Source organism: Bradyrhizobium sp. IC3195 (assembly GCF_020193585.1).
Lineage (GTDB): Bacteria > Pseudomonadota > Alphaproteobacteria > Rhizobiales > Xanthobacteraceae > Bradyrhizobium > Bradyrhizobium yuanmingense.
Window position 1 is genome coordinate 107,446 of record NZ_JADYVG010000014.1, and the last position, 12,976, is coordinate 120,421.

10 protein-coding genes are annotated in these 12,976 nt (G+C 57.8%); 3 read left to right on the forward strand and 7 right to left on the reverse strand.

The window, feature by feature from the left end:
- Positions 1-6: 6 nt before the first annotated feature.
- On the reverse strand, positions 7-291 hold the full coding sequence (locus I6F09_RS24555; protein WP_346730129.1) for a flavin reductase family protein: 285 nt from the start codon (positions 289-291) through the stop codon (positions 7-9).
- On the opposite strand from I6F09_RS24555, the gene I6F09_RS24560 reads away from it, so the two are divergent.
- A complete protein-coding gene (locus I6F09_RS24560; protein WP_225130982.1) occupies positions 227-517 on the forward strand; it encodes a hypothetical protein in 291 nt (96 codons plus the stop codon). The genes I6F09_RS24555 and I6F09_RS24560 overlap by 65 nt on opposite strands.
- A gap of 281 nt (positions 518-798) precedes the next feature.
- Here the strand turns inward: I6F09_RS24560 and I6F09_RS24565 are convergent, their stop codons facing one another.
- The 5 genes from I6F09_RS24565 to I6F09_RS24585 form a co-directional block, all read right to left on the reverse strand.
- A complete protein-coding gene (locus I6F09_RS24565; RefSeq protein ID WP_225189232.1) occupies positions 799-984 on the reverse strand; it encodes a hypothetical protein in 186 nt (61 codons plus the stop codon).
- Between the two features lie 255 nt (positions 985-1,239).
- Positions 1,240-2,250, reverse strand: a complete 1,011-nt coding sequence (trpD, locus tag I6F09_RS24570) for an anthranilate phosphoribosyltransferase (RefSeq protein WP_225130979.1) — start codon at positions 2,248-2,250, stop codon at positions 1,240-1,242.
- Positions 2,251-2,740: 490 nt separating this feature from the next.
- Positions 2,741-4,330 (reverse strand): carboxyl transferase domain-containing protein, encoded by a 1,590-nt coding sequence (locus tag I6F09_RS24575; protein ID WP_225189233.1) that lies wholly within the window; start codon positions 4,328-4,330, stop codon positions 2,741-2,743.
- Positions 4,331-4,349: 19 nt separating this feature from the next.
- The gene (locus I6F09_RS37750) at positions 4,350-4,853 is read right to left on the reverse strand and encodes a biotin/lipoyl-containing protein (RefSeq protein ID WP_225142053.1); all 504 of its coding nucleotides are present in this window, start codon (positions 4,851-4,853) and stop codon (positions 4,350-4,352) included.
- A 1-nt stretch (position 4,854) separates the two neighbouring features.
- Positions 4,855-6,324: a biotin carboxylase N-terminal domain-containing protein gene (locus tag I6F09_RS24585; RefSeq protein ID WP_225142054.1), complete on the reverse strand. Its 1,470-nt coding sequence runs from the start codon at positions 6,322-6,324 to the stop codon at positions 4,855-4,857.
- Between the two features lie 1,031 nt (positions 6,325-7,355).
- On the opposite strand from I6F09_RS24585, the gene I6F09_RS24590 reads away from it, so the two are divergent.
- The gene (locus tag I6F09_RS24590) at positions 7,356-7,499 is read left to right on the forward strand and encodes a hypothetical protein (RefSeq protein ID WP_225142055.1); all 144 of its coding nucleotides are present in this window, start codon (positions 7,356-7,358) and stop codon (positions 7,497-7,499) included.
- Between the two features lie 243 nt (positions 7,500-7,742).
- Here the strand turns inward: I6F09_RS24590 and I6F09_RS24595 are convergent, their stop codons facing one another.
- Positions 7,743-8,099: a hypothetical protein gene (locus I6F09_RS24595; protein WP_225142056.1), complete on the reverse strand. Its 357-nt coding sequence runs from the start codon at positions 8,097-8,099 to the stop codon at positions 7,743-7,745.
- Between the two features lie 3,278 nt (positions 8,100-11,377).
- Between I6F09_RS24595 and I6F09_RS24600 the strand changes: the two genes are divergently transcribed.
- Complete coding sequence (locus I6F09_RS24600) at positions 11,378-12,052, forward strand: YopT-type cysteine protease domain-containing protein (protein ID WP_225131004.1); 675 nt, start codon at positions 11,378-11,380, stop codon at positions 12,050-12,052.
- The last annotated feature ends 924 nt before the right edge of the window (positions 12,053-12,976 follow it).

Consider the following 12,976-nt stretch of genomic DNA (forward strand, 5'->3'; position numbering starts at 1 on the left):
TTGTGGTCATACAAAACGCATTCGAGCGCGCAAAATGCGTTCGGCAATAGCGGTGGGCGCTGTATCGAAGCGGTGAACACCCTTGGGCCCCTCCCGACCGCCAAAATGCAGGGCAAGGTCTTCCTGGTCACTGCGGAGAAGACTGACTCCAAAGCTGCCGCTGGCGAGGATCTGATCATGTGCCTCGCAGCGGGCATTGATGCCAACGACCAGGCACGGCGGCTCCATGCAGATGGACGTCAAAGAACTCACCGCCAGTCCACGTCGTCCGGCTGCCGTTCCGCTCGTCACGATGGCGACACCCGCTGGCCAGATTGCGCATGGTCTGACGGAACTCTGTCGGTCGGATAGACGGCATTTCAAACTGGTGGCTCATGATCTGCCTCTGGACTTGTACCCGATTCCGACTTTTATCCGTATTGGGCGGCCCCTAATAAGGTATCCGGTGTCGGAATTACGTGACGAGCAAGCTCAGGTCGAGCTCGGCTATGACTTCGATGTCCTCTGGATTAGCTGAAGTCATGACCAGACGGACGTGCAGTATCTCACCTTGTTATCGGGATCGGCGATTGCAGCGGCAGAACTGAGAATTGCCGCCGCCAGGAGTTTCAATAGGACCCTTCTCAAGCAGAACCGCGCTGAGCGGCCGCCGACGCGCCAGTGCACACAGAGTTGTGGTCGCGATCCGACCAGCTGGGCTGGAACCTCGCTGGGCCGCCGGGCGGAGGGGATGATGCCGATTTCGGTACCGGCGCGCGCCTACCAGAGTTTCTCCGCATGTAGACGGTATCTGCGTACCTAAAGCGCCTTTAGGAGAATACGTTTTTTTGCCTCGAGAAGATGCTTATCCAGCGTCGCGTGCAGCGCTCCCCGCAACTCCGGCGGGATCGAGCCATCTGTATCGATCAATTCTCGGAACTTCCGAATGATGTGTTCTAACACTGCAATAGATCCTTGTACTTCAACCTTCAGCCAGGACATCATCGATTCTCTCCTTTGGCGCGCAGCGCGCTTCCTCGTGGGTCCTCACCTCGGCAACTCTGGCTGCAACAGACTCTCGTCGAAAAAAGTTGGCGCTCGGGCCGCGTGCTCAGCGCGACTTGCTTTGATGAGGGCGAGCGCAGGCGGCGCACGCTCCTTGAAATCCCGCAGAAGTGACGCGCATTCGCGCCTGCAATACTTTCGCGCTCGTGAGCAACAGTCTTGGTCGGAATACTGGAACATCGGCCAGCTCGGCTGTCACGCGTTCGAAACCGCGATCAGGCGCTTCAGTCGAGCGGCTGCGGCGCCGCCATCAAGTGATTCTTGTCCAAGTGCTACGCCTTCCCGCAGGGTCGAGGCCCGCCCGGCCACGACCAATGCCGCCGCCGCGTTCAAAAGCGCAGCGTCGCGAAATCGACCTGGTACGCCATCAAGCACATTTTGCAGCGCAACGGCATTAGCCTCTGCATCGCCGCTCTCCAGCGCGTCGCGGCAGCGGGGGAGCCCGGCTTCTTCCGGCGTCACTTCGAAGGTGCGGACTATACCCGCCTCAAGCGCAGCAACAAAGGTTGGACCGGTAAGGGTTATTTCGTCGAGCCCGTCCGAGCCATGAACAACCCATACCGACTCGGCACCGAGGTTCTTCAAGACGTACGCCAGAGGCTGGACCCATTCGGGAGATAATACCCCAACGATCTGCCGCTTGACCCTGGCCGGATTGGACAGAGGCTCGATTAGATTGAAGATCGTGTGGATTCCAAGTGCTGTCCGGATCTGGCCGACGCGCTGCATCGCCGGATAATGGGCCGAGGCAAACATGAAGCCGATGTTGGCTTCCTGTACACAACGTGCAATAGCTTCAGGCTTGAGATCGACCTTCACGCCGAGGCGCGCCAACACGTCTGCGGTGCTTGAACCCGAAGACGCAGCGCGGTTGGCATGCTTGGCGACAGGAATGCCGACCCCGGCGACGATGAAGGAAGCACACGTCGACACGTTGACCGAATATATAGGGGTGTCGTTCGTGCCAGCGATACCGACGGGGTCGCATGCCGCCTCCACGCGCAGCATTCTATTCCGCATCGCGGAGGCGGCCCCGGTGACTTCTTCGACCGTCTCGCCCCGGACCCGCATCCCCATCAACAAGCCACCGATTTGCGAGGGAGTCGCGTAACCCGACATCACGCTGTCGAAGGCTGACGCAGTTTCCTCGCGCGTCAGAGTGGCGCCGCTGGCAACTTTGCCAATGATCGATCTAAGCTCTTCCATCGAACTTTACACGTTCCTTGTTCAAACCTCGATCTCTTCCGCGACGTTTGAGGCGGCAGTCGGTTGAGTGTGGGCGCCCTCGGCGAGGCTACAACCTGACGCTACGTGAGGGTCAAGCTCTCCATTTCGTGCCGTCGAGAGGAGATCGTCGGCCAGTAGAACACTGTAGTTTCTTGATGCCAGGACCGATGGCACTCTCTCGCGCCCGCTTGCCACGCCCGCAGCGGCCTCTTTACCGCGGTGTTCCGACCGGATCACCGCCAAAGCCTTTTAGCGTCGGGCGCCGCCGTCGTGGAGCATTGAAGCGGCTTCCTCTACCTGCTTCGCGAGTATTGGTGCTGGGGAGATGGAGCCCGATCTCAGCTGGGCTCTACAAAATAACGCCACCTGATTGTAAATGAAGGTGCGCAGGACAGCCTTCATAGAGCGATCGACGCGTCCCGTTGATCCGCCCGCATGAAGCGGTGAGCCAGCCGTGTTCGGTCCTGCCTTACAGTCGGAATACGCCGTATTGCGGCGCATCGATCGGCGCATTGAGCGAAGCGCTCAATGCGATTGCGAGGGCAGTTCTGGTATCGACAGGATCAAGAATGCCGTCGTCCCAGATTTCCGAGGTCGCATAATAGGCACTTGACCGCTCGCGATATTCTTCAAAAATTGGTGCTCGAATGGCTGCCAATTCCTGCTCCGAGAGGCGCCCTCCGGCGCGAGCCAATTGTCTGGCCTTGACGTGTGTGAGAACTCCGGCGGCCTGCTCGGCGCCCATCGCAGATATCTGAGAATTCGGCCAGCTGAACACGAATCGAGGATCAAACGCGCGTCCCGACATAGCGTAAGTTCCTGCGCCGTGCGAGCTATTGCAAACGATCGTAAACTTCGGCACGGACGCTCCGGACACCGCCATGATCAGCTTGGCGCCGTCCTTGGTGATCCCACGCCGTTCATATTCGCGGCCAACCATAAAGCCAGTTACGTTCTGCAGGAAGAGCAGGGGCGTCCGGTTCTTGTCGCACAGTTGAATGAAATGAGCCCCCTTTAGCGCGCTGTCGCCGAACAGCACGCCATTATTGGCAATGATCCCGATTTGATATCCATAAAGCCGCGCAAAGCCGCACACGAGTGATGTCGCATACCGCGGCTGGTATTCTTGAAATCGGCTGCCATCGACCAGACGAGCGATGATCTCTCGCATGTCGAACTGCGCTCGCGCGTCCTTTGGAATGATACCGTAGAGTTCGGACGCACTATAGGCGGGCGGCTCGGGGGCCACTCGATCGATCGAGGTCTTCGCCGGTTGGTGGAAGCGAGCAACGACGTCGCGGGCAATCGCAATCGCATGGATTTCGGAGCTTGCGAAGTAATCACAGGTGCCCGACACGCTGGTATGCATGAGAGCGCCGCCAAGTTCGTCGGCGGACACTTGTTCGCCGGTGGCAGCCTTCACGACCGGAGGGCCGCCGAGAAAAATCGCTCCAGTGCCTTCGACGATAATGTTGTATTCACTAAGCGCAGGGACGTAGGCCCCTGCCGCGGTGCAGTGGCCCATGACGATGGCGACCTGCGGCACCCCCATCTTCGAGAGAACGGATTGATTGCGGAGAATTCGACCGGCATGGTAGCGATCAGCAAAGAATTCCGCCTGCAAAGGCAGAAATCCGCCGGCACAGTCGCACAGGTGAACCACCGGCAGACGGTTTTCGATGGCTATATCCAGTGTCCGCACGATCTTCTTGACCGAGAGTGGATACCATGCGCCGCTCTTCACGCTGGCATCGTCGGCATGAACAATAACCTCTCGCCCCGCCACAATGCCGATGCCGACAACCTGGGCGGCGCCGGGCACCTCGCCGTCGTATGCCTTGTTAGCGGCCAGCGTCGAAAGCTCTAGGAACGGAGTTTCCGGATCGAGCAAGGCCGCGAGCCGCTCACGAACAAAAAGTTTATTCTGCCGACGCAGCCGCTCGAAGTCCCGCTCAGGCCTGTGGAAGCGGGCAACGCGTTGGCGCTCTTTCAATTCGGCGGCAAGTTGTCTGTTGTGCAGGTCGTTGCGACGAAATTCCTGCGAGTTCACGTTCGCCACGGAACCGATCCGCTGCATTTCAGCGCCCTTCTTTAGAGAGCGTGACCAGCACAGCGTCGTGCTCGAAGCTCTCACCTTCCTTGACGTGAATTCGATGGACGATGCCATCCTGTGGTGAGCGTATGATCGTTTCCAGCTTCATGCTTTCAATCGTCATCAGTGCCATTCCCGCCGAGACCGATTGACCGGACGAAACTGTGATCGCAACAACAAAGCCGGGCATCGGCGCCCGGGCCTCCAAAGCGTGAGTCTCGTTATTGCCGGATGCGCACGCTCGCAACGGGTCGTTGTAGCGCAAAATGCGCGTCCTGCCGCGGATGTGGAGGTGAATTAGCTCCCCCTCGATGGCGAATCTGACCGGTTCGCTCTGGCCCGCAATGGTCAAGATGCCGCTACTGTCATTGCAATGGCTGAACGCGACAGGGGTAATCACCTGGTCTCGAAGATGGAGCCTGTAGTCTTGCTGGTTGGGTGAAAGCCACAATTCATGATATACGCCGTCGACCTCGAATGAGTGATACACGTCAATTTCTCCAACTACCGAGCGCTGCGTGAAACTCGGGCACGGCATCGGCCGACTCGCGGACCGGTCTTGTCAGGAGAGCCGCAGATGCCAGGAACGCAGACATTTCGGCAGCAAAGTTGTCGGCGGCGAGATGTGGATTTTCTTCTAGGTATCCCGTATGGAACTGACCGCCAAGAAATGCCTCGTCGCAAAGAATCCGTGCGAGCAAGCTCGCGTTGGTCTCGCACCCAAGTAGAACCAGTTCGCGAACGGCGCGGTAGGCTTTCAGAGCAGCCTCTATGCGGCTCGGTGAATGCACAATGATCTTGGCGAGCATGGGATCGAATGCCGCCGTGATGTGCTGGCCTTGCATGATGCCGCTGTCGATTCGTGCGCCATCCGGATACTCGAGAAGAAGTACTTTGCCGGTGGTCGGGACGTATCCGCGTTCGGGAGCCTCGGCGCAAAGCCTGAGCTCGATTGCATGCCCATTTGAAAGAATGTCGGACTGCGAAAGTGCAAGTTTTCGGCCCGCTGCCGCATAGACTTGTTCGGCGATCAGATCGACGCCGGTGATCATCTCGGTCACCGGATGTTCGACCTGAAGGCGTGTATTCATTTCTAGAAAGTAAAACTCTCCGCCGCTGAAAATGAACTCGACCGTTCCTGCATTCTGATAGTTCGCTGCACGGGCGATGCCGACGGCGGTTTCGCAAATCCGGGTCCGCAATTCTGGTGATAGCGCTGGCGAGGGCGTTTCCTCGATGATCTTCTGGAAACGGCGCTGCACCGAGCATTCGCGCTCGAAGAGATGGACCAAGTTACCGAAGGCGTCACCGAGCACCTGTACTTCAATGTGTCGCGGTCTTTCGATATATCGTTCAACATAAAGTCGGCCATCTCCAAAGTAGCGACGCGCTTCACTGCTCGCCTGCTCAATGGCTGCCTCTAACGTAGCGAGGTCGCGTACAATCCGCATTCCCTTGCCGCCACCGCCAGATGATGGCTTCACGAGCAAAGGAACTCCAATAGCCCGCGCTCTCGAAACGAATGTGGCCGGATCATCTTCCTCGATGGCGCAGGGTGCGACTGGAAAGCCGTTGCTTTGAACGAACTCACGGGCGCGGATCTTATCGCCCATTAGCTCGATCGTTTCTGGAGCGGGTCCGATGAATACAATACCGGCCTTTGTCACTCTACTCGCGAATTCCGCATTCTCGGAAAGCATTCCATAACCGGGATGTATCGCGCCGGCGTTCGCCTTGCGGGCGGCAGCGATGATCTGCTCGATATCCAGATAGCTTGCGATCGGCGTGCGGCCGCTGATCGGAATAGCCAGGTCGGCCATTGAGACGGCCGGGGTTCCCGCGTCAACCTCATGGTAGGCAATTGCAGACCGAAGCCCAAGCTTGTTCAAGGTTTTGATGATACGTGCGGCTATCTCACCCCTATTGGCGATCAGAACGGTATCGAAGGGTAATTTATGCATTCGCCTATCCGGACAAGCGCGATTGAACCAGAGCGTCGGTCAATTGTAGGGGGCCATGCTCGTCATCTGACCTCGGGTGACCGTCCTGCAGGTCAGGCTTGGACCACTTCTGTGGATGAGGCAAACGAACAGGCAGCACATCTTCACTTCGAGTCGCTGCTTTTTTTGCCAGTGTCGCGCACGGAGATCACGTAGCGACATTGCTGACTGAGGCTCGCCTGCTTGGATCTGAGGCAGGCAGTGATAGCGGTGCGATCTGGTATGTGGCTGCTACAAAGGCGGAACACGTCCTCCATGCAAGCCTCTTTCTCCTCTGCGGTCGGCGCTTGATCGCGCGCGTTGACCAGCCTGGGTATTAGAGCTGTCATTGCGACGGCAAGAGCGACGGCGCAGTAGTAGAGTGTGAGGCGCGAAGGCAGCTGAGTTCGTTGATTTTGAGTCATGATATCCCTTTAGGTCGGTCGGGCTGCGGTATTGTTCTTCCTGCGCGAAGCGCCAACATGACCTGTCAACCGCGAAACAAGCCGGAACTGCTTAAGTGCGGTGCCGGCAAGCTCGTCCTTTCACTTTTGCGGTCTGACTGTACGGTGCTGGTCATCTGTCCGGCACGACGAAACGGCACCTGCCCTAGTGGTGGAGCTCCGCGAAGAGGGGAAGCACTGGCGGGTGAGCTGGCCAAACAAGTGATCATTTCGGAGCTTCCGGTGATTGTGCGGTTGTGCATGCTTGGATGTCGCGAGGCATTGCTTGGGCGTGACATGTGCTCAGGTACTCTGGCTGAGCCTATCCGCCAGGCGACTATTGACGCGGTAGCCGGCGACGGGAAGGGCCCGGGCCAACTATCGCGAGGCAGAGAGATCGGGCAAAAGCCAGGTGCGCTCAAGCCACGGTTGATGATGCATTCGATCGTTCAGAGCGAACCATGATGGCGCGGGCCGAGACTGTGTTTGGTGTAGTCGCGCCCGTGTTCGTTGGGTGGGGTATCTGAGGCGGAGCCTCCGTCTTGCGTCCGTTCCGGTGAGGCTACGGTGATGGAAGCGCCTGCCGTGCAGATCTCGAAACGCGCGACTTCGTCCAGCCGCGACAGGAACAGCTCCGACGAAGCGCGGACAACGATGCGCCTGGAAGATCTTATCGTCCTGATCGAGTCGCGCCAGGTGAGTTTAGATGTTTGAAACATTCGCAATTCTCATGATTGTCCGGACCGCTGGATTGTCGGAGGTGGTTCCCACTTGTCAAGGATCGTACAATCTAACGCTAGGTCCGATTCAAGCCCCTTGTGCATCCCATCGTCTGAGCATGTCGGGGCTGTGGATTCTTCGTACGAGCCTCGGCTGCAAGGCGCACTTTGGTGTTTCAGAATAGCAGCTGTGCATGGCGACTGCCCGCTTCGGCAACCGAGGCCACGAGCGTCGCTGTTACGTGATTATACGGAGCGCCGGTGTCGCATTTCTTTGATCTGCCAATTGCATGCTCTCGGCATGAATCCGAAAAGTAAACTCTACCAGCCCGACCACTGGCGAGGCCGTGCGGAAGCAACGCGAAAGAAAGCGGAAGCGCTCGCTGACGGAAAAGCCAAAGACAGGCTGCTTAAAATTGCCGTGGAATACGACAAGCTGGCTCGGCGTGCCCACGTGTGGCGGATGCACAAAAACGAGGACGATACGTGGCCTGAGGAAGAGCTGTAAAGCGTCGCTGCGGATCATCAAAAAGGCCCCCAGCCCGTTGATCGCTACCCGACCTAATGGTCCGCGCAAAATGTCGCTCAGCTGCAAGTCAGTGCCTGGAAGGGACGTTGAGGGGCACCGTGGGCCAAGGCATCCTGACGGTCCTGTGGCGCGCTCCTGATCGCGACACGTAGGTGAAGGCGGAGCAGGCCGCCTGCCCAACGCTCCTTCAAGTCTACTTGTTTAGTCAGCTTCTCGAAAGCTAATTCTCATATGACGAAAAATGCGGGATACAGACCTCAATTTGAGTCAATGCGTCCCAGTTAAAGCGGAAGCCCGGATGACATCCGCGCGGGGACATGTTGAGCTGTTACAGGTCAGTGTTTGGCACTTCGTCGCGGCTGCAATGGCATATCAGTTTGGCAAATTCGAGAGTTCTGCGGCATCGCTCAATATTTACTTTGCGCTGGTCGGAGGGACGGATTTCCAGGTAGTCGCGCGAAGTGTGTCACTGGAACCAAGTCTGTGAAGAGGTCTCCACGTCCGATTGATGGTGCGCATACGGTGCGGCCGCGGCATGCGAGAGGTGTCGGTAAGCTCCTCGCGCCTTTGGCATCCGCGAGATTATTTCAGAAGAGCGCTGCGATGATCCAGTAGATACCGGCCCAAAGCAGCGCATTTATGAGGAGTGCAGCCAGCAGCCAAAGGTTCCACCTCCTTTGCACCTGCCGGGAGCGACAATCGGCGCCGTAATGCTTGATCGGTTGTTGCTTTGGTGCGCGCCAATGCGTCATTTCATCAGACGTCGCGCTGGTCCACGGAAAAATGCCGGGTTTTGCATGCCTCGTACTACTCATAAGTTCGCGGTCCTCTTTCATAAGGAGAGTGTCAGAATCGTTTGTCTGAGCGCGGCGAGCATCCGGCCGATGGTATGCTCGTCGTATCGTCGGTGCATTTAAGGTCGGCGTTCCGTTGCCACAGCAATCTACATGCCACGACGGAGAAGTGTCGGCACCGCTTTGATGTAAGCAAAAACGCCTCTGTCGGGCGTTGGCGACACGGAACCGCTGTCCAAGGTCGGATTCGCGACGTCCATGTCTGAAAGACAACACCCGCATTAGCAGCAAAAGCGTGAGCGCTTCGCGAGCGTCATACCGTGAGAAATGCGTAAGAGCTGTATCGTAGTAGTGCGGGAAGACGGCCGGCGGTCGCACTCATAGAGATCGATTAATCATTGTTTCTGACCATCACCTTACGAGGAGACACCGAGATGGCAGGCGATCCGCTGGATGCTATCAGCTCGAAAACAGTTCGTGCTCGGCGTCAGCGGCTCTGGTGCAGGCCCGTTTTGATTTGGTCCCGTACAATTCAATCGAGCTTACGTAGATGGCGCATTGGCACCGTTCAGACTCGACCGAAAGCTGCGAATGGTCAAGTACTACGATCTCACCAAGCAGTAAGATCGCCGCGAAGCATCAACTGGTGCCAGCAGTGGTTTTGCGCATCATAGAATGTGGATGTCAAACGCCACCATAGGGAGCATGCCATGATGACGACCAATTCATTGAAGAGGAGGTGACGGCCAAGAGCTGACAAGTTCTTGTGAAGAAGGTCACCATGAAACATGAATGGGCGCTAACGCTTGCTTGAAGCGGGCAAGAGCGATGGCGGACATTGCTGTTGCTGATGCGCGATCTGTTCGGCGACGTGCGACCAATACTGGCTGGCATCGATAAGTAGGATGATTCGCATGAGAGGGGCTTGATGGCACAGCTGCCTTACGAGCGGGAAGGTGCAATCGGCGGACTGATTCGCCATCGCGCAGATCGTGCTATCGCGCATGCTCAGGCAATCAGTGGCCCTTGAGAGCGACCTTCGCCCACAATGCGAGTGTTAGAAGACTATAACAGGAGAACGAGTGATGATGAACATCTGCGGCTTTCTCAGATGGTGCGCTGAAGAGGAGTATAGGAGCGCTGGGCCGAGGATCGAGCCGGTTGACGAGTTGCGAGACAACGTCATCTGCGTTGAGTTCAAGGCCATCCGAGAGGCAAAGGAGCGGGCGTGCGGGCGCAGATGATAGAGAAGCTGGAGGCCGGCCGCGTGCAACACGGCCGGTTCGCTACCGTTCCGGGATCAGGCCCTTGCGGCGTGTTCCTCGTGCAGGGGCCTTGCGGGTGTGAACTAAAGATAAGTGGATTCGTCCGTCCTGGCTGGGAGCATGTCGCTGTCTCGACGCCGCGGCGCTGTCCGAATTGGGACGAAATGTGCTTTGTCAAAGACCTGTTCTGGGATGAAGAGGAGTGTGTCATGCAACTGCATCCGCCACATTCGCAGTATGTGAATAACAGCCGATATTGCCTGCACCTGTGGAGACCCACTCATCGCGGCATCCCAATGCCGCCGCCGAGCTTTGTGGGCATCGTTGGGCTAGGGCCATCAGAAGCCGCAATGTTGTTCGCCCAGATGAGCGCGACAGCATGATGAGCTGAGTTAAAAGGATATCTGAGCGGAAGATGAGGCCGAGCGGGTGCAGAAGCACCGGTTCGGCGCCGCCGGAACGCGGCGTCGCAAGCGGATATAGTCGCCGATCGCCTGTTGCACTGTGCAGGGGTGCTGAGCCTGAAATCGCTGTTTTCAAAGGAGCTGCTGATGGTGCACTGATCCGGTTCAAGAGCCTCGTATGCGGTTGGGACCAATTATTATCGAAGGAACGAATTGAAGTTCGGGTCTTGGTGGCATTCAAACCAGTGTTTGCAGTACCGTGCTGAACGCCGGTTCGGCAGCAACAACGACGTCTCACCGGGCAGACGACTTGTCACGAGTCAATCACTGGACGATCCGACGAAGCGAAAAGCATGTGCCGACCGAATGGCATAACGCGAAATGCTGAGACCGAAGCCAAAGCGAAGGCCGAATTCAGTTTGACGAAGGCGCTGTCCAGGCGCCGCCTACGCCACGAGCCGGGGTCCGGTCACCCTGACGGCATGCGGAATTGCTCAAGCTAGGCCTACCGGTCGCTCTGCAAGAGCCGGTAGCTCGTCGGCACTACTCCTCATCTGAAGCGGGGCTGATGAGCAGAGACGGTCGAGTCGCCAAATAGCCAACTCGGGCGGTAGCTTCTCCAAGCCTATTTGGTTGTCAGCTCGTCGTCAGCTTGCCGCAATAGCATTCGCAGGCAGGGCGTAAGCAGCCCGCCCTCGCTCTGAGGCAACGTACGCTGAAGAGGCAGGCGAGCCGCCATGTATAATCGAGTTAGTGGTCAATCCACACGCCCTAATCAAACTAACGAACCGAGTCAGCCGGCAGACAGCAGCGAATTTGCGCAAACACTGATGGATCTCGCTCGACGGGAGAGCTCGTCACCTGGGGAATTGCCCGACAAAATGGGGCTCTGCTGCAGCAGGCCACATACCTCCGATGCAAACATTTACAGTCCAAGCACCTCAGATTCCAGCATAACCTCTTTGTCCTCCAGCTCAAGTCCATCCTCTCCAGCGAGGCCTATCCCTCCTCTGTTCGGTTACAGGACTGCTGAATTGTCCGAGGCCAATGTCAACGGCATCTGCGTTGGATTGGCAGCGGAGTGGATCCGCAATCTCCCAAGCAGTCCTTCATCCCGGATGAGGGCGCTCCGCCCGGGTACTGAAACTCACAGCTCAGCCGCAGTGCTGCAGCAGCGGTATGAACGCCTCAAGTCGGCGGAAAGTTCTCACAATCCTCAGGCAAGAAGCACGATGTTACGCGAAGCTGGCCTAGAGCCGTCCGCCGAGCAAAAGCGATATAGGTTTGGTACATCTTCGCGCATTGACCAGATCGTGAGCGAGGTCACCCACGATCCATCGATCTATTTGGTCAGCTTGCGATTCGCCGAAGGTGACGCCCACATGATCGCAACGTCTACATCGAACGGAATGACGACCCTCTTTGATCCTAACTATGGAGAGTTTACAGTTCGGTCAGATCAGATGGGTGATTTGTTCAAAAGTCTTGCCGACCGCTACCGCAACCCGCCGAACGGACTTGATATATCGATGGTCGTCACACAGAGGATGACGTGAGTGTTGCGGAGGTTCCAAAACGGGCCTTGCCGATCCCACGCGCGGATGCTTTCGCGATTAATGCCGGACAGCCGCGTCGCGTCCGACAGTGCAACACCACGGCACGGAAGACGGATTGTGGCACCCTGAACGTGCGCCCGACGTGGTAGCGGAGCTCACCGGCGCCCTTCGGACGTTGGAGGGGCACGCTCGACGGAAGCTCTCTGGAAGTAGTGCAGCGAGGGGGAGAATATTCAGAGAGAGGCTGGCCGGTCACTCGGGTTCATGAGCTCGTGCCCTCGCGCGTCAAAGACTCAATGGGCTTCGCTTGCACTGAAGCAGGACCGTTGGCCCGTTAGAGCTTGCATGAAAGCTGGTTAAGCTCCTCGCATGGGGTTCGGCGCTTTTCGTCCTTGCGCTCAGGGCCAAGGGCGAGCATCACGGATCCAACACAGGCGGCACAAGCTGTATTTCGTCGGCTTCGGAATCGTCGCCGGCCACTTCTCTACTGACCTCGCCAGCCAAACAGCTGCTGTGGACGACAATGCATGCCGTCGCACCAGCGCACGACCGAGTCGACGTTCGCCACGAGCTCCGCAACAATCCGCGCCTTGTCCTCGTCGCTGCACTTCCGCTGACGTTCAGCTCTGGAGAAGACCTCAGCCCCGGAACCGACGCAGGTTCGTTCCAAGCCTGACGGTCAAACTTTGCATCGAGCTGGGCTAGAAGGTCATTTGACACTTCCCGAACAATGCCAGGTGACATGCGACCCGGAGCCCTCTCCGCGGAATGCGCGCAAGCTGGCTATTAGCTTGATCTGGAAGACGTCGCCCCGTGGTTTAGATATGATTCCAGTCTCACACCGGAAGCAGCGCGGGCGCGACTCGGCGCTGGTCGGGCTGGATGGATCAGACGCTGTCCCTGCCACGCCCGCACTGGTTGAAG